This is a genomic window from Neobacillus massiliamazoniensis (genome assembly GCF_001048695.1).
Classification (GTDB): domain Bacteria; phylum Bacillota; class Bacilli; order Bacillales; family Cytobacillaceae; genus Neobacillus; species Neobacillus massiliamazoniensis.
The window spans coordinates 1,698,865-1,719,723 of record NZ_CVRB01000001.1 but is presented as its reverse complement, the minus strand read 5'-3'; the positions used below and the strand labels follow the sequence as shown (position 1 = coordinate 1,719,723).

Here is a 20,859-nt window from a genome sequence, read left to right as displayed (position 1 = left end):
AAGATTCGCTCGACTTGCATGTATTAGGCACGCCGCCAGCGTTCGTCCTGAGCCAGGATCAAACTCTCCAAGAAAGTTGATTTAGCTCGAAATTTACGTTGGCTTCACATCATTAAATGAAGTGAATAATTATTGTTTGTTGACGTTTTTGTTTGTTTAGTTTTCAAAGAACAATGTGTTTAAAACTCGATTTAACATTAGTTTGTACTATCAAGTTTTTCTCATCCGCCCAAAAAGCGACTTCTTTATCTTAACATATCGCTCATTATCATGTCAACAAGTTTTTTAAATTTCTTTCTAACCGTTTGACTCTCTTGATGAGGACGAGATCAAATATACCATGATAAAAAAATGATTGCAACATAATTTTATAATTTTTTTATTGAAGTTTTTCAATTACTTTTTCGTCTTAATTTGTTTAAACCAATTATTCACAACCTTATCCCCAGCATCTAATCATTGAGATGGTATTAATAGAAATCTAAAATACACTTTATCCACAGAGTGTGAATAATTCTTCTATAATATCTCCACATCAAATAAAATCTTTCTGACCTAATAATTTTTTCTTCATAATAGTTTAGAACCCTCGCGCAGATTCATTTATTCCATCTTCTAAATGTATCGAAGCTTCATGATCTTTTCGGATTTTAAAAATAAAGGCTTTGTTAAACTTGTCTGTTGATTTGCGCTCCAGGCGCTTCGCTTTCCGCGGGCGTTCCGGGGAGCCTCCTCGGCGCTTGCGCCTGTGGGGTCTCCCCTGCCCCGTACTCCCGCAGGAGTCTCGCGCCTTCCGCTCCAATCAACAAAGTTTCAAAAATCAACAATGACTTTTAACACAGCCAAAATAAAAAAAGGATGCCTCACAGGCTTCCTTTTGTTAGTCCACGGCTTCCACTTCTACTTGAATGACACCAATTAATGATTTCAAGACATAATAAATATCTGTAGTATAGACACCTTTATAGGTAATGACAATGCAACTAATTACAATATCTTCGAATTCCTCTTTAACTTTAACGTGTTTTACACCCAGCTTATTGTTTTTCATTTCTTTTAACAAATCGGTTAAGTTTGTCGTCTTTTCGATTGTCAGCCTTACTTTTATTTCTTTTTCCCTTAGTTTTTTAGGGCCAATTTTTTCAAATAAAGTGGGAAGAACCTTTACACCTATAATTAGAAAAATAACTCCCGTGATTGCCTCAAAATAAAACCCTGCGCCAATGGTAATCCCAATCCCAGCTGAAGCGAGTACTAAAGAAGCGGTTGTTAAGCCAGATATTACTTCGTTACTCCTTCTTAATATGACCCCTGCGCCTAAAAAGCCAATTCCACTAATAATATAAGATGGTATTCGGCCTGGATCCATAGGCCGCGAGTATGGTTTAGAATAAAGGAAAGCAGATTCATATGAGACAACTGTTAACAAACATGCCATAACTGAAATTATGAAGCATGTTTTTACACCTAGCGGTTTTCCTTTTAATTCTCTTTCTAATCCAATTCCTATCCCAGCTATTGCAGAAAAGGTTAATTTTAAAAGGACGTCATTATTAATAAATTGCCACAACTCTGTCATATTTCCCCCTGTTAGTTTATTTCTCTCATTTTATTTGTTCTTTTGATATTTTATTAGATTAATCAACTTTGAAATTATCCTATTGTCAAAAAATAATTTCAAGGTACTAAATATATATTTTTTGCAAAAATAATTAATCATTCTTTTTTATATTTCTGCATTCGCGAAATTTCCTCTTGCAAGAATTGAATGATACAGATATAATCTTTTTTGTACCAATTAAATACGGGGGCTTAGCTCAGCTGGGAGAGCGCTTGCATGGCATGCAAGAGGTCGTCGGTTCGATCCCGATAGTCTCCATACATTTTAGACCATGCATAAGCATGGTCTTTTTTGTTTGTAATCACATTCTGAAATCTTTAAACTCTTCTTTTCTCATTATTTTTATTTGTTATCCACCACATGCTTCACGATTGTCTATCTCCATATCCCTATAATCGGTTTAACCGATTCACTTTTTCCTGCGTGTGATAATCCGTAAATATCCTCAATCGTTCTTAAAAGATTAAAGTGATTAACCTTTTCAGTGAATTCTTCTTTTTTCACCATTGGTCCGACAACAAAAGTCGGTATTTTGTTTTCTTGAGAGAAATCGTCTTCATCCCATGTCACAATCAGTAAGCTATTATGTGTTTGTGCCCATTGAACATATGGATCGATATGATCTTTCAGCCACTGATCTGCTTCCATTACTGTTCCGTCATGCATGTCATGCCGGAGATTAGGAATAACAAAAGAAACTGTGGGCAATTGATTAAAATCTGTAGGAAAGTTTACCAATGGCTGATTTGCTTGATTAGGTACATTGGTGAAGTTTACCCATGGATTATGCTTGCGGGCATAACCTCCTGAACCAGTTGATTCCCCATTAAAGCCCACAGATGGCAGATCCTCTGAGTAGCCGACAAATGATTGTTTCTTTTCCAATAGCTCACTCGCCAAATTCCTCGTGGAAAATTTCGTATTCGGTACGCTATCATTCGTGACCCCTTGATTAGAGCCGGAGAACAAGTCCAAATAATTAGGCTGACTAGGATGCTCTATAGCGTAATAGTTCGTTAGGTTGGTCCCCAGCTTCATTAGAGAATTTATATAAGGAGCAGATTGATTCCCTTGGATTGCTTTTTGTGAATGATTTTCCTCCACCACAATGACGATATGATCAATTTTCGGAAGTTTCACTGATACTGCAGCGGTATTTTTTTTAACCGGCGCCTGCTTTTTTGTCTGATTTATTGTACAAGCACTTAATAGAAATACGAGTAAAAGAAAGAGCAAACCCCATTGTCTAAACAAACTCCACGCCTTCTTTCTTTTTTTACTATTAGCTCTGTTAAACTAGCCTGTTGAATTTCACTCTAGTGGCGGTTCGGGAGCCTCCTCGGCACTGTGCGCCTGCGGGGTCTCCCTTGACCCGTTTTTCCCGCAGGACGTTGAATCAGCATCCTTGAATTAACACCGCACGAAGGAAATGCGATAGCATTTTCGAGGATCTCGCGCCTTCCGCTCTAATCAACATAGTGGCAAAATCAACAATAAACTTTAACATAGACTACTATTATATATTAGCAAATGAAAATAAAAAAAGGGATTCATATAATCGAACCGTTTTTACGATTCTCTTTAGTATCAGTTAACGTTTGTTAATTTTTTGCACTTTATTCATAAATTGTGTTAATTTTAAAGAGAAGGAAAATTTTAACTAAAAGGATGCTTTTATGATTGTTATAAAAAAAATAATGTCGTTAATTTTGCAGTGTAAGATCGCTATTGCCATTCTTATTTTAATAGGCGTTCTCCCCGTTTTATTTCATGATCTATCCTTTCATCCGGATGAATATGTGCAAGCGATCTATAATGAAGCCATTCATCTTTTCACCTTAACTCACTTATCATATAACGATAGAAACTCTATATTTTCCGTCATTTTTTTTCTCTATTTTGATTCTATGAGAATTCTCGGATTAGGTCTGATCCTTGCTGTAATCATTGCACTGTTAAATTCATATGTAGCTCTTATCTTTTTTCGAAAAAAAATCAATTTGATTAAAAAACTAATAGAGTTATTAGAATCCATTCCCGATTTAATGTTTATTCTCCTACTGCAGATGTTGGTCATCTACATTTATAAGAAAACCGGCGTCAGAATTGCCCAGGTTGTTTCTCTTAGGGAAAAAGCGATCCTTCTTCCCGTGATATGTATGGCTGTACCGATTAGCTTTTACATCACAAAGGTATTAATCCATTATATCGAGGAAGAAATGGAGAAAAACTATATTGTATTAGCAAAATCGAAGGGATTCTCCTTTGTATATATTTTAAATAAACATGTTCTACGAAATATTGTGGAAGGAATGCATGGAACTTCAAAAACGGTGATCTGGTCGATGCTTTCCACCCTGTTAGTGGTAGATTACTTGTTTAATATGAACGGTCTGCTTAGGATGATGGCCACAACCCCCGATGCTTTTATTGTCGGCTGCATGATGATTTTCATTCCGTTTTTTATACTCTATCGAATCTATGAGTGGACTAGCTTTGATCACAGAAAGGATACACACTGAAATGGTTGTTTTTTTATTAAAAAGAAAAAGGTTCATCTTCAGTGTCCTTTTTATGCTCACACTTCTAACAGCAAGCGTGATCCATAATGTCGTCTCCCACGGGAAAATTAATCAGGTAATGTTTCAAACCGACACCAAAGGAAATATGCTTTCCGCCCCTCCCTATCCGCCATTTAAAGTATTTTTACTCGGTTCAGATCGAAACGGATACAGTTTGCTTGATATGATGATCGAAGGGGCAAAATATACGATTGGGATTACGATTGTCGTTACGCTATGTAGAATGCTTTTGTCCTTAATATTGAGCGCTTTTATCTATTCGTTAAAACCGCGAATATATAATGGATTAAAGGTTGTATTTGAACCTTTTTCAATCGTTCCGCAAACGATTATCGCTTTTTTTATCCTAAAAAGCGTTCTTTGGATGTCGGTTGATGGCTTCCAGCATCCTTTTTGGCAGCGTGCCCTGTTTGAAACCTTTATTCTGGTTATCATTGCCATTCCAAACCTTACGATCCATTTAAGCAACGAAATGAGGATTGTCGAAAAAGAACCGTTCATTGAGGTATCAAAAACACTTGGTGCAAGCAAGCCGTATATTTTCTTTAAACATATTGTCCCACATCTTTATGAAAAATGGATTCTGTTATTCGGACAACAGTTTATTCAAAGCTTACAGCTGTTAGCCCATCTCGGATTTATGAAACTCTTCTTTGGTGGGACATTTGTATCCTACGGGATTTATGGTGACCCTCCAAAATCGATATCCTATGAGTGGTCCGGACTCATCGGTGACAGCCTTGGCTACCTCTTTGTTCAGCAATGGATTATATTGGTCCCGATTGGATTCTTCATCATCACAGCTATATGCGTCGCATCGATCAATGATTCCATCAAAACTTATTTTCAAAAGAGGGATATGATTCGATATAGCAAGGAGGAAATGTAAAAAGAAGGATGACAACATCCTTCTTTTTACATTTTGTTGCATAATTCGATTAATTTCTTTTTATCTATTTTTCCAACATGGGTTTTTGGCAGTTCCTCCAAGTAAATAAAACGCTTCGGAATTTTGTACCTTCCCAGCTTAGGTTCGCAGTAGGCCCTTAATTCTTCGTCCTGCAACGTAATAGGTGGTTTTGTCACGATGAAGGCAGCGACAATTTCCCCCCATTTTTCATCAGGCAATCCGGTAACTGCTACTTCATCTACCGCTGGATGGGCTGCAAGCCAATGCTCTATTTCAAGTGGGTAGACGTTTTCACCACCGGTAATGATCATATCTTTTTTCCGGCCAACAATATAATAGAACCCATCCTCATCCCTTTTTGCCAAATCTCCTGTACAAAGCCAGCCGTCCTTAAATGTTTCCTGTGTTGCTCGGTCATTGTTCCAATAGTATGTGAAGGAATGCTTTCCTCTTATCAACAATTCGCCTACTTCGTTTGTCCCTGCTTCCTTACCATCTGCTTTTAGTATTTTTATAGCATTCATTAACATCGGTTTTCCTACTGAGCCCCTTTTGATTTGGGCATCTTCCGGGCTAATGTAAAAATTGTTCGGCCCAGCCTCTGTTAACCCGTATCCTTCTTTAAACGCTAAACCTTTTCTCTGAAAGGCATCATAAATTTGTAACGGACATGGTGCCGCACCGGATAAAAAGAATTTCATGTCTGGAAATTTGTTGTTTTGAAATTCAAGTGTTTGGATGAGCATATGATACATGGTAGGAACCAAAAGAATAACGGTACAGCGAAATTGATTGATGGAATCCACTGCTCCTGGCCCGGTAAATTGATCAGCAAGCACCACTGTCCCGCCATTCAAAAGTATAGGTATACATAAAGCATTTAACCCACCTGTATGAAACATCGGTAAGTAGTTGATAGTTACCTCTTCAGCATCTAGGTTCCAGCTTAATACCGTGTTGATAGCATTCCAAAGGATAGACCGATGGCTTAGCACAACACCTTTTGGTTTGCCGGTCGTTCCACCTGTATAAATCATCACCATTGGGTCGGTTTCGGAGATGTCGATACTACAACATTCATCCTTTTTATAGGAAACGATTTCATCATAGATGGTCCCTCCGATTAAAAAAGAACTTGGGCCATCAATTTGATTAGCAATGGATGAAAATTGAAGGTGGACTCCAATCAGAATCGGTTTACAATCCTCCAATATTTCGTTTATTTCTTGTACCGAAAGTCGCCAATTAAGCGGGACAAAAACGGCACCCATTTTTCCACAGGCGAATAATAGATCGAAGTAACAAATATGGTTAGGCGACAATAAAGCAATCCGATCGCCTTTTTTAACGCCTTGATTGTGAAGCCAACTTGCAGTAGAGATGGCCCGGTCATTTAATTCTTGATATGTCCACGCCTTGTTTGTCATTTCATCTATAATAGCAGTTTTCTTTGGCGATAATCTTGCTCTATTTTCGAGCCAATCCAGTTCCCAGCTCACCCTCAATCGCTCCTTCACTGTAATTGATGGCACTATTTTACTTATTTTTAGTTACAGAGGAGTTACAAAGGAGTACGCGAACTGGAATTACTACAAATTTCTCTTCTCCCTTGCTACAAAGTTCAAAAAAGGGAAAATTTATTAATTCTAATCCAAAAGAAAACGACCTCAAAAAAGGTCGTAAAAAGTTACAATGATAGCTACTTTTTCAGCAATCTCTTTTTTACACCTCATTCTAAAAATGAAGTCATTGCATGTAATAATTGTGGAAGATCATCCACTAATGGAGAATGTCCACAATTCTTTAATTCGATAAAAGCCGCTTTTTCTCCTAGATCTTCCAAAAGTTCTTGAGTCATTTCTGCGGTAATAACCAAATCGCGGTCACCACGCAGCACAAGAACGGGCACATGAATATCATCTACTTTGCCATTCCCTTCAACAAGACCATTATGATGATGACTAATATTAAACGTGTTATTGGAATGATGTACTTCTGCTAAATTCCTTTGAGTTCTCATGTCTTGAACATATTCATCATAGAGCTCTGGCGTAGGTTGCTTATGTGTATAGATAACAGAATTCCAAATCAATTTTAATAGCTCCGTATTATTAGTGTCATAAGCAATCTGCACAGGAATGGTACGGATTACGTCCTGCTTAATTTCTTCGTGAAGAGCAAAACGCCGCAGCTCGTCATGCTCCTTTATCTTTCCGTCAAAAGGATAACCTCTTGTTGATTCCGATGCTATTAAAATTAATTTATTACAATAACTCGGGTAATCAGCAACAAATTGCATCGAAACGGCACCTCCCGTTGACCAGCCAACAAGTGCAAAGTCCTTTAACCCAATTTCATCGACAAACAGCTTTACGTCATCGGAAAAATCTTTAATCGACATAATCAACTGGTTGTAAGTGGAGGCGCCAAAGCCGCGAAGATCCACAGCATACAGTTTATACTTCGCATCCATTTGATCAAGAACAAGATCCCAATGCTTAGAAGAGGTCATATTGCCGTGAATCAATAATACCTTTGTTTCTCCACCTTCTCTTTCGCGATAAGCTAGCGTTTCCCCATTAGGTAATAAGACTTCCTTCATTGTCACCTTAACCATATTAATCACCCTTCCCCCATTTAATAGTGGTTGCCCCCCAGGCATAACCGATTCCAGCACTCACCAAAACAACTAGATCGCCATCTTTTACTTTTCCTTCGTTCACGGCAAGCTCTAGTGAAAGGATTTGATCAATTTGCCCAATATGCCCATAGTCCTGTAAATAAATTGATTGCGAATCAGACAAACCTAGTTCTCTTAATACATATTCATGAGCAGATTTTTTCATGTGAAGTATGGCTAAATAGGAAATATCTCCCTCGCGATAACCGCTTTTTCTTACCGATTCACGAATCACCTTCAAAAAATTCGCCATCGATTTTTCTTCAAGACGCGCTTTCATCCCAGCAGGATTGAGAACATCGAGTTTGTTCAACCGTTGATCAATGGCCTCTTTAGAAATAGGATTTTTTGTCCCACCTGACACGACTACGACATCTTCAGAAAAAGAACCATCTGTCATCAACTCTGTTTCCAACAATAGATTCTCGTTATGTCCCTTTTTTAAAAGGATGGCTCCCCCTCCTGCCCCAAGATTAAACATGAATCTAGTTCTCGGATTCTCATAATCTATAAAATCGACATTTCGATAACCGCCAGCAAGAAGGACGGTTTTCAGGTCAGGATCAGCGATCATCATGCTTTTCGCAACCTTTAATGCCATAACGGTCGTGCTGCATCTGAGAGCCACATCAAATGCCCATGCATTGAAAGCACCTATTTCTTCCTGAAGTTTTATTCCAGCTGTCCACAGCGGATATTCCTTATGCTCCTCACCGATATAAATAACAAGATCAATTTCAAGCGGGTCAATTCCGGCTTTGGCTATAGCCTTCTTTGCTGCAATTATTCCCATCGCACATGTATGATCCTCTTGGCCGGGAACATGCTTTTTCTTAATGCCCATTTTTTCTTCGACAACCTGTGTGGGAATACCTGCCAGTTTTGCAATCTCTGTTCCGGTTATAAATTCATCTGGTAAGTATACTCCTGTACTTAGTATGCCAATCTGCAATCCGATCACCTACTCCATTAAACGTCTTCAGCTATCTCCTTCATAAACATAAACGCATCTTCCATCGACTCAAATAATGTCTCCCTATCCTCTTGCACATGAGTCACCTTAATTCGCCATTGTTTTTTGCCTGTTTCCATTTCAATCGCCGCCAGTTGAAAACGAACAACGAAGGAAGCAATCTGTTGTAAATCCACATTGATTCCCCCTTCTATCCCACTAATTTTTCTTCTTTTTTAACATGATGGCGTTTTTTTCTTTTCAACGTTAAAGTACTGGCTGTTCCAACAATCCCTTTAGGGAAAAACATGACAACCAATATATAGAGAATTCCAAAGAAAATAATCCAGCGTTCGAAAATCCAATTCTGTTTCGCAAGCTCCGTTAACCAATGATGTGCTACCTCAATTAAGCCAGCACCAATCATCGCGCCAATTAATGTACCAACCCCGCCAATAATCGTCATTAATAATGCGTCTAGGGTTATATCCATTGAAAACACACTCGTATTTACAAATCGTAACGAAATCGCATAAAGAATTCCGGCAATTCCGGCTAAAACTCCCGAAACAACACTTGCGGCAATTTTATAATGAAGAACATGGAATCCTAAGATTGCAGTTCGTTGTTCATTTTCGCGGATTGCCTGCAGCACTCTTCCAAGCGGCGAATTGGTAAACCGTTTCAACAATAAAAAAACCGCTGCCATCACGCACAGACATAGAAGGTAGAAATTTGTTCGATCAATAAACTGCTCGGGAATCCGGAAAGTAAAACCGTCATTCCCAAATGTTAAGGAGCGCCATTTTTCAGCTAAAACTAAAAATAAACCTGATAACGACAATGTCAGCATTGCATAGAAATGGCTTTTTAACCTCAGTGTAAGCAAGCCAACTAGAAAGCTGACAACTGCTGTAATAACGATCGTTGTAAGGACTGCCCAGAAAAAGTTTGCCATTGTTGGCTCGAACCGTTTCATAAAAATTCCAATTGAATAGGCGCCGATTCCAAAAAACATCGCGTGCCCAAAAGAAACAATGCCCGTAAATCCGAGAAGCAAATCATAGCTCATCGCAAAAATTGAAAACACAAATACCTGCGTTAACAATATAAGAAGATTTCTCGATTCATAAACAAATGGTAAAAAGAATAAAAAAACGACAATGATCATAAAAATGACCATCATACGATTCTGTTTGATCCAGCTCATGCTCTCACCCCTTTACCCCAAATAGACCTTGAGGTCGTATGATTAACACAACCGCCATCAACAGCATATTTACCGCAAGGGACAGGTCCGGAACATAATACGCCATAAAGGAACCTGAAATTCCGACTAAGATTGCTGCTAAAATGGAACCCGTAAAGTTTCCCATTCCGCCAATTACAACCACAATGAAAGCCAAAATCGCAAATTCCATCCCCATCTCAGCATGGATGACGCCTGAATAAGGTCCAAGAAGGACACCACTGAGTGCTGCCATCCCAGCACCAAGCATAAAAACAAACATAAACACTTTTTGGATGTTAATTCCTAACGCCTGAACCATCTCTTTATTCATGACACCAGCTCGTACCACAAGGCCGATTTTTGTTTTTTTTAGCAGAAATTGTACCCCGGCAAAAATAAGCAATCCTATTAAAATGATAAATACCCTGTATTTAATGATGATTATGCCACCTAGTTCCCAGCTGCCATTTAAATAATTAGGCGGGGAGGCAGTAATTTGATTCGGGCCCCAAATAACCTTTAGCATTTCTGATAGAACAAGCATGAGTCCAAGGGTAATCAAAATTTGCTGCACATGATTCCCATATACTGGCTTAATGATCCATTTTTCCATCAATATGCCTAAAAGAAATCCGGTCAGGATGGCTCCAATAATCCCAATCAAAAAACTACCTGTTTTCGAATATATCCAAAGACCGCTGTACGCTCCCCACGCAAACAATCCGCCATGAGCGAAGTTCAAAACATCCATTAAGCCAAAAATGAGCGTTAATCCGGCTGCGAGCAGGAAGATGAGCATCCCTGTTGCCAGGCCATTTAAGGTTAAATTCATGAATAAATCCAAAGTAGAAACCTCCTCTCCTATGCAATTCCTAAATATTTCCGTTTCATTTCTTCATTTTCTTTCAATTGGTTCATCGTGCCATGACTGACAGTTCGCCCATCATCGATCATGTAAAAACAATCCCCAATTGTACTTGCCATCATAAAATTTTGTTCAACTAAAACAATTGTTGTTTGATCCTTTATTTGCAAAATCGATTCCATTACCTTCTCCACCATAATCGGTGCTAATCCTTTACTAGGTTCATCAATCAGCAGCAGCTCATTTTCATTAACATACGCTCTTGCGATGGAGAGCATCTGCTTTTGTCCGCCGCTTAAGTACCCGCCAGGCTTTTTCCAAAACTTTCTTAAGTCAGGAAAACAATTGAGAATCCAATCCAATCTTTTTGCCGTTTCCTCATTGTTTTTTTGAATAGCTACCTTCATATTTTCTTCAACGGTCAATCCAGCAAAAATCCCCTGATCCTCCGGGACATAGCCGATTCCCTTTTTTGCAATGGAGTAAGTAGGAAGAGTTTGAATCTCCTCTCCCTTCAAAACAACGGTTCCTTTTGAGGCAGGATTAAGTCCCATGATGGTCCTTAATGTCGTTGTTTTTCCCGCACCGTTTCTTCCCAGAAGAACGGTTACTTCACCTTTTTTTACCTCTAAGGAAACACCTTGAAGAATATGGTATTGACCGATATATGTTTCCACATGGTTAAGTGTAAGTAGCTCACTCATTCAACATGCCCTCCTAAGTAAGCGGACTGAACTGTCTCGTTTTTCATAATTTCTTCCGGTGTCCCGTCAGCCAGCAGCCTGCCATTAAGCAAGACCATCACCGAATCCGATAAATCCAAGATCATGTCCATCTTGTGTTCAATCAGGATAATCGTTCTCTTCCCCTGTTCCTTAATTCTTTTTAACACTTCTAGTATCGCTGGAACCTCTTCAAGCGACATTCCCGCTGTTGGTTCATCAAGTAAAAGAACATCCGTTTCGAGGGCCAACAGCATAGCGATTTCAAGTTTTCGCTTTTCTCCATGAGCCAGATTACAAGCGGGCGAATCTCTTTTATCATCTAATAGCACAAGTTTTAGCCACTCTAGGGCCCTCTCTTCGAATGACCGGTATTTTTTAAAATGGAACAGCATTTGATAACGAATTCCCGCCTGCGATTGTACAGCAAGCCGTACGTTTTCTAACACCGTTAAATTTGGGAAAACATTCGTAATTTGAAAGGAACGGCCGATGCCTTCTCGTGTTCTTTTCGTGGGCGAAAATTTCGTAATATCTTTTCCACGATAATGGATAGTTCCTTTTGTCGGGGTTAATTGGCCGCTTAGCAGATTAAAAAAGGTTGTTTTTCCCGCCCCATTCGGTCCAATAATCGACTTAAAATGCTTTTCAGGAACAGTAATGTTGACTGAATCCACCGCCAACTGACCACCAAAGGAAATGGATAAATCATTTGTTTCTATTAAGGTTTCCATTTGTTTCACCTCCCGATGGAAATAAGGAAGAGGGTAACCATGAGTTTATGGTTACACCCCAGTGATAATGATTATTTCTTATTGCGAATTGGAGGGGCAGTCTCCTCCGGAGTTAGTTCTCTAATGAGTGTTGGAACAGGATATGGAACCCCTTCTTTCTTTTCTAGCTTAATAGCATACAAGCTTTGCAGGGCCTGATGATCTTCTTTCCGATAGGTCATTTTCCCTTTTGGTGTGTCAAAGCTCATCCCTTCCATTTTGCTGATGAGTTTATCAGCATCAGTATCACCCTTTGTTTTCTTGACAGCTTCTACAATGGAAATCGCAGCACTCATACCGCCAGGAGTGAATAGGTCAGGGACCTCGCCATTATATTTTTTCTTATGTTCACTGACGAGCCAGTCGTTTATTTTATTTTTTGGTAAGTCGTTGTAGTAAACGGTGAAGCCTTCCATGCCAATAAGTGGCTCCATTGTCGATAATGCCGCAATGTCCGGTGCTCCTGTGGAAATTTTGATTCCCTTTTCTTGAACTTTCATATCAGCAATTTGCTTCCACGGTGAATTTGCCCCTGCCCAAACTACAAATAAATAGTCAGGCTTCGCTTCGATAATCTTTTGAATATTCGAAGTGAAGTCTGTTGCTTTCGGATCGGCGTATTCCTCCTTCACAATATCGGCCCCAAGCTTTTTGGCTGCATCCTTAAAGGCCGCTACACCATCCCGTCCAAAAGAATAATCTGGTGCAAGAGTGGCAATTTTTACTCCTTTTTTTGCAATAGCAGCAGCACCGGCCACCGCGTCTTGAGAGGAGTTACGAGCTGAGTGGAATATATACTTATTAAACTCTGAACCTGTAATACTATCAGCTACCGCTGGTTCTACCACCATAACCTTTTTATATTCCTGTGCCAGAGGCAAAACAGCTAATGTATCTGCTGAGCTTGATGATCCCACAAGAAAATCTACTTTATTTTCTTCTAATAGCTTTGTTGCTTTTTGGACTGCTACTTCCGGCTTCGTTTCAGTGTCTTCAATATAAACTTCGATTTTCCTTCCTTCTACTTCCATCTTCCCATCTGTCGCGTACTGGAGTCCAAGATCAAAGCCTCTCAGAGTTTGCTTCCCGTAAGATTCTAAGGCACCAGTTTTAGAGGCAAGGACACCAATTTTAATGGGAGGAAGATCCTTCTTTCCACTTGTGTTCTTTGATTCTGTTGTGCTTTTTTCCGAGCTGCAGGCACTAGCAAACATCATCAGCGAAGCAAATAGACCTACTAAAGCCAATTTTCCCTTCTTCACACTTGTTCCCCCTTAATATTTGAAATAAAGAATGGCGGTGCTTTGAATTAAGAATAGAAGAAGGGAGTTACAAATCAGTTACAAAAAAGAAAAGCGGAAGCGCCTTGGGCAGCCCCAACAAGCATAAGACGAGCCGGCATGAAGGTTGCTTTTTAACCTTCTTGACGGATTGGCTTATGACCTCGAGGGGCTAGGCGCTCCGCCGAAAAACTCGCGTTTTTCGGCGTGCGAGGTAACGCTTTCGTAGCTTACTCTTATGGAGCTGGACAATTCTCGAAGTCAATATTTCTCTGATTTCAAATAAAAAAACAGCCTCTATTTAAGGCTGTTCTGTTAGATCACTATATTTTTCCGATTCCATAATCATCTCAAGCATATGCTTTGTTGGTTCTAATGGGGAAACACCCAGTTCTTCCTCTAGAACCTTCGTACAGGTTTGATACCATTTAATGGCTTTTGGCCGGTTGTTTTTTCGGTAATAACAATACATAAGTAGCCTGTAAGCTTCTTCCCACGTACGATCTCGGTTTACGATTTTTTCACACCAATTAATTGCCCCATCATAGTTTTCGGTACGGACCATCAATTGCGCCATTTTCTCCGCCCCTCTTAAAAATAGAACCTGCATGCTCTCCCTTTTGCTCATGCACCAATCATCATAGCGACGTTCTGGCAAATATTCTCCTTGATAAAGGGATAACGCTTTTTCAAGGAGAGGAATGGCTTTTTCAGCATCATTTTCATGAAGCCCGTCCTGAATCAAGCCTTGAAAATCTACCGTATCTAAATCGAACACAGCATGCGAATTGAGGCCGTAAAATAACCCCTCTCGAATAATAAAAAATGGCGTGGCTCTCGCCTTCCTTGATGGCTCCAATACATTCTGCAGACTATTTAAGGCAACCTTGAAATCTCGGTCAGCATTTTTCCTCGTCGGATTCGGCCAAAGGATTTGGGTGATTTCATCCTTTGAAATCGGTTCGTTCATCGTAATGAATAACTGAAATAATTCTTTTGCTTTTTCTCGCTGCCATTCCTTTTCTCCCACTTCTTTCTCACCTAGCCAAATTTTAAACTGACCGAGAGTTTGCACACGAATGGAGTAGCCTGGGTGGGATTCAAACGAAGTAATCCCCATATCCTGAAGAATTTTTACAGCATATGATGATTGAATTTCTAGCTTAGTACAATCAAGTAATAGAGGAACAATCATTTGCAAGTCTCTTGGACTAAAAATGGCTCTTTTATGAAAAAAGAATTCATAATTTTGCATTTGCGTAATGCTTAAACATGTATCCATATTTTGTTTAAATAGGTCTTGTTTATTTTCTAAGTAAAAAACATAAGATAACCAGAATGAACTGAGCATTAAACCGTAGGAATCCTCACACTGCTCAAATAAAGCTTTTGTTTTATTTAGATAATCAAGAGCTTTCTGTAGACGTTCATTGTAAATGCACGTAATCGACATACAAAGAGTAATGAATGCTGAAAGCCAAGCATCATGTACTTTCTCGGTTTCTTGTAATGCTTTTTTACCTGCCTCCAAAGCTCTTTCAAAATCTCCCTTTGTTCCAAATAAAATGCAAAGACCCATTAGTGGTTCTGCTTTTCCTCTATTTATTTTGATTTGATCCATGATTTCCAACGCCGTTTGATAGCAGTTTTCCGCCAATTTCAAATCATATTTGTTGAGAATTTGCACGGAATGCCCCATTCGAATCCAGCCGCACGCTTCGACAAATGGAGCCTTTAAACTTATACCTTGTTGAATAGCTGCCTGTGCGAGCTCCTTCGCTTTCAATCCGTTTCCGGTAAAGGCTTCTATTAATGATAGCAGCAAATCTGTTTCTCTATGAGACTGAGGCAATGTAGTAAGAGATTTTCCTTTTAATCCTTCTTTTTGCAAGTAAAGAACTGTCTTGGCCTCCTCAAAGCGGCCGGTTCGCAAATACAATCTCGCTTCGAGATTCCCATCCAGATTTGAAATATTCGATTCTTTCGTCTTTTGCAGCCATTTTTCCGCCTCCCGAGATTTTCCCGAGTTTAGAAGATTCTCTGAAAGCAATTGATAGAGTTGCCCTTTTTCTTCATTTGAGCTCGTGCTTTTCTCTCTATAGGAAATGGCCTCGTATAGAAGCCTTTCAGCATGCTGAGGCTGAATCGTATCCAAAAAAATTTTCGCTTTTCCTTCAAGCGCTTTGCTCATCCAAAAATTATCCTGCCTTTTTTCAGCGAGTAAATAAGTATTGTTATAGCAATCCTCAGCCTCTTTGTAATGGGAACGAAAACGATGAACCTCCGCTTTTAAATAGGAAAGAAGATAGCTTTCTTCTATTTCCTTCAAAGGAATAAAGGTTAATTGATCATATAAACTCTCCAATTTGCCACTTCCAAGCATACTGATCCCATTCACTTGCAAAATTGAAGCAATAGACTTCGTTAGCTTAATTTTTTTATAATGAAATAGCGCCTCTTCCCACTGTTGTCTTTTTTCATAAAAGCGAGCACATCTTTCATTTAAAATAAAATAATTACTTGGATTATTTTTTTGAAATTCCTTTTCTAGAAACTCTTTAAATAAGGCATGATAGCGATAGTTCTTACCGCCTACCTTTTGAATGAATAAATTTCGTTCCTTTAATTGTTCAAGCATTCCGGAAGCGCCGCGAATGCCAATGACCTCATCCACTATTTCCTCCTCTATTTCTTCCAAAATGGATGTTTGCTCTAAAAACTGTTGGAGCATAGGCGGCTGCTTTGAAAAGACTTCCATCACTAAATACTGGAATAAATCTTGAAGTGAGGTTGATGTGTATTCGAAGAGGTCTGAAAGGTCATGTTTATGGGGAACCTGCTGTGCAATCATACATAATGCAATAATCCACCCCTCTGTCATTTGATAGATCGTTTGGAGATGACCTGGATTCATTTGTAGTCCGTATAAGTCCGTTAATAATAGCTCCATTTCTTCCATCGTCAGGACAAGGTCTTCCTTCGTAATTTCCAACAGCTGTCCGCAAACCTTCATCTTCGTAAGCTGCTTCCAGCCAGGACGGCTTCGACTTGAAACCACAATATGTAAATTGGGCGGAATATGCTCAAGTAATTTATCCATCCAATTGTTAATCATGTATGAATGCTCAATTTGATGAAAGTCATCTAAAATAAGAGTAATCTCCGAATGGACTGCAAGGATTTCATTAATAAACAAGGAACATAGGAAACTGAGTTCTTCGTCTCGGATATAGCGGTCGATTGTGTCAATATAGGAAGCAAGCTCTTTCCCGAAATCAGGAACCATGCGGCGAATTGAATGAATTATATAGGTTAGAAATGGCAAAATATCGTCATCTGTCGAGGAGATTGAGTACCAACAGCCATGAATGCTTTCGTCCTTCATAAATAAGGCAAGTGCTGTACTTTTTCCATAACCCGCCCCGGAATGGATCATAGTCAAAGGATAGTCCGGAATCCTTTTCATTTTCCTCGTAAGCTTTGCCCTTCTAATAAAATCATCCTTCACAACTGGAATCCTGAGCTTTGTTTGAATGATTGGCAGCATCATAAACGGAATCACCACTTCCAATTTTCACAATATTATAACTATTTTACCATATTGCATCCACAAAAAACTAACCGATTAGTAATTTTGTATGGTGAAATTTAACATTTTTAAAAAAATAGTGACCGAAAAAGCGAAAATGCCACTCTTTCGGTCACTAATCTAGTTATTTTACATCTTTTACGATCTCACAAACACGACTTCCCCTATTTTCGATGTTTAAAAGTTTTACCGTCATTTCAGAAAATGCACGTTTCATCGCTTGGGAAAGCTCCTCTCCCTGACCTTTTACAGTAAAACAAATAACAGTCGGCCCTGCACCGCTAAGAGCAACTCCGAACGCACCGTTTGCTTTTGCTATTTTTTCAATTTCACTAAACAAAGGAATTAGCGGTCGTCTATATGGTTGATGAAACAGATCCTGTTCCATCATTTTGCCCGCCAGCTCCCAGTTTTGCGTAAGAATGGCGGCAATTAATAAATTAGCGGTGGACGATGCTTGAATCGCCTCATTGCGCGAAAAGGTGGATGGCAATACTTCACGAGAATCCTTCGTCAATAAAATCTCATCTGGAATAACTACGACCCCTTCAAACCCTAGGTCAGGAAAAGCTATCAAATCTACCTCTCCTCGATGGTAGCTTCCAACTATTAATCCCCCATATATAGAAGCCCCAACATTATCTGGATGGCCCTCCAATTCTGTCGCAATCAAAAGCTTATCCTCTGTTGTTAATCCTAAATCGCCAACATAATCAGCTAGCTCAATGCCGGCAACAATGGCAGCAGCACTTGAACCAAGTCCTCTTGCTAAAGGAATTTCACTGTCCATCTGAACTTTACACGGAGTTAAAGTCCTGCCATATTTTTCAGCAACCTGCAGTGCAATCTGGCAAATAAAATGCTGTTCATCATTAGGAAATAATTTCAATTCGTCTTTGGTGGAATAAAACTCCCACCTTCCACTGCTTTCAACCTCTAGAGTTAAAAACAAATTAAGAGCCAGTCCAATCGAATCAAATCCCGGACCAAGATTGGCCGTGCTAGCTGGAACTCTGATAGTAAAGCGGTTATTTGGCTCCATCCAATACAACCCCTCGGATATGTTCTGTTACGGCATTTTCATCATTTGCTAATCGAATCACCTTCGTTTGACTGCTGTTGATTGCCGTATCTGGATCCTTCAAGCCATTTCCAGTGAGAACTGCAACAATCTTGGCGCCTTTTTCAATGCTGCCATTTTTAATATTTTTCAAAATGCCTGCAATCGATGCACAAGAAGCAGGTTCTACAAAAATACCTTCTGAAGAAGCTAACTTTTTGTATGCAAATAAGATTTCTTCGTCGCTGACTTCATCAAAGCGGCCACTCGACTCCTGGACAGCAGAAACAGCTAAATCCCAGCTCGCAGGATTCCCAATTCTAATCGCTGTTGCGATTGTTTCCGGGTTTTCGAACACCCGATTATGGACAAGCGCTGCAGCGCCGGCAGCCTCAAAGCCGAACATTTTCGGCAGTCTGGTTTCTTTTTTTGCCGCATATTCTTTAAATCCTTTCCAATAGGCACTGATATTGCCAGCATTTCCTACTGGTATCGCTAGAATTTCCGGAGCGAAGCCTAGCTGCTCGCAAATTTCAAAGGCGGCCGTTTTTTGCCCTTCTAAACGGAAGGGATTCACGGAATTTACTAGAGTGATGGGTTCTTGTTCACTAATATTTCGCACCATTTTTAGCGCTTGATCGAAATTCCCTTCAATCGAGATAATTTCAGCCCCATACATCATTGCTTGAGCAAGCTTGCCCATGGCAATTTTCCCTTCAGGAATGACAATAATGCAACGCAGCCCTGCTCTGGCGGCATAAGCGGCCGCAGATGCGGAGGTGTTGCCTGTTGAAGCGCAGATCACTGTTTTGCTTCCTTCTTCAACCGCTTTGGCAACGGCCATAACCATCCCGCGGTCCTTAAACGACCCCGTCGGGTTTGCCCCTTCTAGTTTTACAAATAGCTCAACACCCAGCTCAGCAGAAAGACGCTCAAGCTTAACTAACGGTGTGTTTCCTTCATTTAATGTAAGGAAAGGTGTTTGTTCGTTAATTGGTAAGTATTCTTTATATGCTGCTAATAACCCAGGCCACCTCATATTGATTTCCTCACCACCCGATAAGAGCATTTGATTTCCTTCACTGCTGCAAGACTTCTTAACTGGTTTAATATAGCTTCATAATTCGTTAAAGATGCATGATGTGTCACTAATACAATTTCAGCAATTTCATTTTTCTTCACAGGCAGCTGGAGGATTTTTTCAAAGCTTACTCCGTATTTAGCAAAAATAGACGTAATTTCTGCAAAGACCCCTACTTCATCCTGGACGTGAATCCGGACGAAATATTTCGAGTATTTTTCGCTGTCATCCTTTAATCGCTTCGGAAATTGCGGTGACACCGTACTACGACCATTGACCCCAAGCCTTAAATTTTTAATAACCCCAACTAAATCCGATACAATTGCCGTTGCCGTTGGAAGGCTTCCAGCCCCGGGACCGTAGAACATTGTTTCTCCAACTGCTTCGCCATATACATAAACGGCATTATACTCATTTTGTACAGAAGCTAACGGGTGGTTATCCGATAAGAAGGTTGGTTGTACGCTTACCTCCACTTTTTCGTCCTCACGATGGGCAAAGCCGATTAGCTTCATCGTATAGCCCAATTGCTTCCCGTATCGTAAATCTTCCTCTGTTATTTTCGATATTCCACTTACCGTTACGTCATCTAAATTAACAGGCATGGAAAAGCCTAATGTTGCTAGAATCGTCATTTTTCGTGCGGCGTCTAGGCCTTCAACGTCAGAAGTTGGATCGGCCTCAGCAAACCCAAGCTCTTGAGCTTCCTTCAACACTTCATCATATGAACGACCTTCATTGCTCATTTTTGTGAGGATATAATTCGTTGTTCCATTTACAATACCCATTAATTGCGTTATATGATCGGAAGCAAGGCCATCAACAAGACTTCTTAAGATAGGGATACCTCCAGCCACACTTGCTTCATAAAATAAATCACAGCCAAATTCGGATGCTGCCGATAACAGTTCTGATCCATGCAAGGCCATCAAGTCCTTATTCGCAGTAACCACATTCTTACCTTGACGAAGTGCAGTCAGCAAATATTCTTTCGCTTCAAGCACTCCGCCCATTACTTCGATCACCACATCAATTTCCTTGTCAAAAAGGATATCATTTGCATTATCAGTTAATAAGTTTTTATCAATATCGACTTGTCTCATTTTATTAATTTCTTGGACAAGAACTTTTTTTATGGTAACCGGACAGCCGACTTGATGCATTAATTTATTCTGATGATTTTCAATAATCTTCACTACACCGGAACCCACTGTTCCTAATCCTAGGAGTCCAACAGAGATTGATTTCATATTTTTCCCTCCACACTGTACACGTATGGTGTACAAATGTATTTGTATAGTAGACATTATATTATTCTCTGAATTTTTTTACAATAGATTACTATCCTGCAACTCAAAATGTAATCGCTTACTATAGCATAATAGCAAGAATATTATTTTTTTTATTAAATATTACCGAAAAAAATTTTTTAAAAATATTATTTTTATCCCTTTACAGCACGAAAATAATTCTGTATATTCAAGCTAATCAGAATTGAGCTTGCGAATTGAAC

17 protein-coding genes, 1 tRNA gene and 1 rRNA gene are annotated in these 20,859 nt (G+C 39.5%); 3 read left to right on the top strand and 16 right to left on the bottom strand.

Annotated elements, in window-relative coordinates; genetic code table 11:
• Positions 1–74 (bottom strand): 16S ribosomal RNA (locus BN1082_RS08085); the annotation flags it as partial.
• 806 nt (positions 75–880) lie between these two features.
• The gene (locus BN1082_RS08080; protein ID WP_090633035.1) at positions 881–1,579 is read right to left on the bottom strand and encodes an MgtC/SapB family protein; all 699 of its coding nucleotides are present in this window, start codon (positions 1,577–1,579) and stop codon (positions 881–883) included.
• 227 nt (positions 1,580–1,806) lie between these two features.
• On the opposite strand from BN1082_RS08080, the gene BN1082_RS08075 reads away from it, so the two are divergent.
• Positions 1,807–1,879, top strand: a tRNA-Ala gene (locus tag BN1082_RS08075).
• Between the two features lie 117 nt (positions 1,880–1,996).
• On the opposite strand, the gene BN1082_RS08070 is transcribed toward BN1082_RS08075, so the two are convergent.
• On the bottom strand, positions 1,997–2,875 hold the full coding sequence (locus BN1082_RS08070; RefSeq protein ID WP_090633033.1) for an alkaline phosphatase family protein: 879 nt from the start codon (positions 2,873–2,875) through the stop codon (positions 1,997–1,999).
• Between the two features lie 422 nt (positions 2,876–3,297).
• Between BN1082_RS08070 and BN1082_RS08065 the strand changes: the two genes are divergently transcribed.
• Positions 3,298–4,143: an ABC transporter permease subunit gene (locus BN1082_RS08065; RefSeq protein ID WP_090633031.1), complete on the top strand. Its 846-nt coding sequence runs from the start codon at positions 3,298–3,300 to the stop codon at positions 4,141–4,143.
• A gap of 52 nt (positions 4,144–4,195) precedes the next feature.
• Positions 4,196–5,092: an ABC transporter permease subunit gene (locus BN1082_RS08060; RefSeq protein WP_176699692.1), complete on the top strand. Its 897-nt coding sequence runs from the start codon at positions 4,196–4,198 to the stop codon at positions 5,090–5,092.
• Between the two features lie 26 nt (positions 5,093–5,118).
• On the opposite strand, the gene BN1082_RS08055 is transcribed toward BN1082_RS08060, so the two are convergent.
• From BN1082_RS08055 to BN1082_RS07995, 13 genes are all read right to left on the bottom strand, one after another.
• The gene (locus BN1082_RS08055; protein ID WP_090633027.1) at positions 5,119–6,612 is read right to left on the bottom strand and encodes an acyl-CoA synthetase; all 1,494 of its coding nucleotides are present in this window, start codon (positions 6,610–6,612) and stop codon (positions 5,119–5,121) included.
• A gap of 230 nt (positions 6,613–6,842) precedes the next feature.
• The gene (gene phaZ, locus BN1082_RS08050) at positions 6,843–7,730 is read right to left on the bottom strand and encodes an intracellular short-chain-length polyhydroxyalkanoate depolymerase (protein ID WP_176699709.1); all 888 of its coding nucleotides are present in this window, start codon (positions 7,728–7,730) and stop codon (positions 6,843–6,845) included.
• Between the two features lies 1 nt (position 7,731).
• A complete protein-coding gene (locus tag BN1082_RS08045) occupies positions 7,732–8,751 on the bottom strand; it encodes a 3-oxoacyl-ACP synthase (RefSeq protein ID WP_090633250.1) in 1,020 nt (339 codons plus the stop codon).
• Between the two features lie 11 nt (positions 8,752–8,762).
• Complete coding sequence (locus BN1082_RS08040; RefSeq protein ID WP_090633026.1) at positions 8,763–8,942, bottom strand: hypothetical protein; 180 nt, start codon at positions 8,940–8,942, stop codon at positions 8,763–8,765.
• Positions 8,943–8,956: 14 nt separating this feature from the next.
• Positions 8,957–9,955 (bottom strand): branched-chain amino acid ABC transporter permease, encoded by a 999-nt coding sequence (locus BN1082_RS08035; RefSeq protein ID WP_090633024.1) that lies wholly within the window; start codon positions 9,953–9,955, stop codon positions 8,957–8,959.
• A gap of 4 nt (positions 9,956–9,959) precedes the next feature.
• Positions 9,960–10,820 (bottom strand): branched-chain amino acid ABC transporter permease, encoded by an 861-nt coding sequence (locus tag BN1082_RS08030; protein ID WP_090633022.1) that lies wholly within the window; start codon positions 10,818–10,820, stop codon positions 9,960–9,962.
• Between the two features lie 17 nt (positions 10,821–10,837).
• The gene (locus BN1082_RS08025; RefSeq protein ID WP_090633020.1) at positions 10,838–11,545 is read right to left on the bottom strand and encodes an ABC transporter ATP-binding protein; all 708 of its coding nucleotides are present in this window, start codon (positions 11,543–11,545) and stop codon (positions 10,838–10,840) included.
• Positions 11,542–12,297, bottom strand: coding sequence for an ABC transporter ATP-binding protein (locus BN1082_RS08020; protein WP_090633018.1), 756 nt, complete (start codon positions 12,295–12,297; stop codon positions 11,542–11,544). Before BN1082_RS08020 ends, BN1082_RS08025 begins: the two co-directional genes overlap by 4 nt.
• 71 nt (positions 12,298–12,368) lie before the next feature.
• On the bottom strand, positions 12,369–13,553 hold the full coding sequence (locus BN1082_RS08015; protein WP_090633247.1) for a substrate-binding domain-containing protein: 1,185 nt from the start codon (positions 13,551–13,553) through the stop codon (positions 12,369–12,371).
• Between the two features lie 364 nt (positions 13,554–13,917).
• Positions 13,918–17,181 carry a winged helix-turn-helix domain-containing protein gene (locus BN1082_RS08010; RefSeq protein ID WP_245640358.1) on the bottom strand — a complete coding sequence of 1,088 codons (3,264 nt, stop codon included), beginning with the start codon at positions 17,179–17,181 and terminating at the stop codon, positions 13,918–13,920.
• A 148-nt stretch (positions 17,182–17,329) separates the two neighbouring features.
• A complete protein-coding gene (gene thrB / locus BN1082_RS08005) occupies positions 17,330–18,247 on the bottom strand; it encodes a homoserine kinase (RefSeq protein ID WP_090633014.1) in 918 nt (305 codons plus the stop codon).
• Complete coding sequence (gene thrC / locus BN1082_RS08000; RefSeq protein WP_090633012.1) at positions 18,234–19,304, bottom strand: threonine synthase; 1,071 nt, start codon at positions 19,302–19,304, stop codon at positions 18,234–18,236. Before thrC ends, thrB begins: the two co-directional genes overlap by 14 nt.
• On the bottom strand, positions 19,301–20,596 hold the full coding sequence (locus BN1082_RS07995; protein ID WP_090633009.1) for a homoserine dehydrogenase: 1,296 nt from the start codon (positions 20,594–20,596) through the stop codon (positions 19,301–19,303). The genes thrC and BN1082_RS07995 overlap by 4 nt, the downstream gene beginning before the upstream one ends.
• Between the last annotated feature and the right edge of the window lie 263 nt (positions 20,597–20,859).

Excerpts from the sequence above, each read along its gene's own strand:
- BN1082_RS08080 (WP_090633035.1), bottom strand. The coding sequence starts at position 1,579 with ATGACAGAGTTGTGGCAATTTATTAATAATGACGTCCTTTTAAAATTA.
- BN1082_RS08065 (WP_090633031.1), top strand. The coding sequence starts at position 3,298 with ATGATTGTTATAAAAAAAATAATGTCGTTAATTTTGCAGTGTAAGATC.
- BN1082_RS08060 (WP_176699692.1), top strand. The coding sequence starts at position 4,196 with ATGCTCACACTTCTAACAGCAAGCGTGATCCATAATGTCGTCTCCCAC.
- phaZ (WP_176699709.1), bottom strand. The coding sequence starts at position 7,730 with ATGGTTAAGGTGACAATGAAGGAAGTCTTATTACCTAATGGGGAAACG.
- BN1082_RS08035 (WP_090633024.1), bottom strand. The coding sequence starts at position 9,955 with ATGAGCTGGATCAAACAGAATCGTATGATGGTCATTTTTATGATCATT.
- BN1082_RS08025 (WP_090633020.1), bottom strand. The coding sequence starts at position 11,545 with ATGAGTGAGCTACTTACACTTAACCATGTGGAAACATATATCGGTCAA.
- BN1082_RS08020 (WP_090633018.1), bottom strand. The coding sequence starts at position 12,297 with ATGGAAACCTTAATAGAAACAAATGATTTATCCATTTCCTTTGGTGGT.
- BN1082_RS08015 (WP_090633247.1), bottom strand. The coding sequence starts at position 13,553 with ATGATGTTTGCTAGTGCCTGCAGCTCGGAAAAAAGCACAACAGAATCA.
- thrB (WP_090633014.1), bottom strand. The coding sequence starts at position 18,247 with ATGGAGCCAAATAACCGCTTTACTATCAGAGTTCCAGCTAGCACGGCC.
- thrC (WP_090633012.1), bottom strand. The coding sequence starts at position 19,304 with ATGAGGTGGCCTGGGTTATTAGCAGCATATAAAGAATACTTACCAATT.
- BN1082_RS07995 (WP_090633009.1), bottom strand. The coding sequence starts at position 20,596 with ATGAAATCAATCTCTGTTGGACTCCTAGGATTAGGAACAGTGGGTTCC.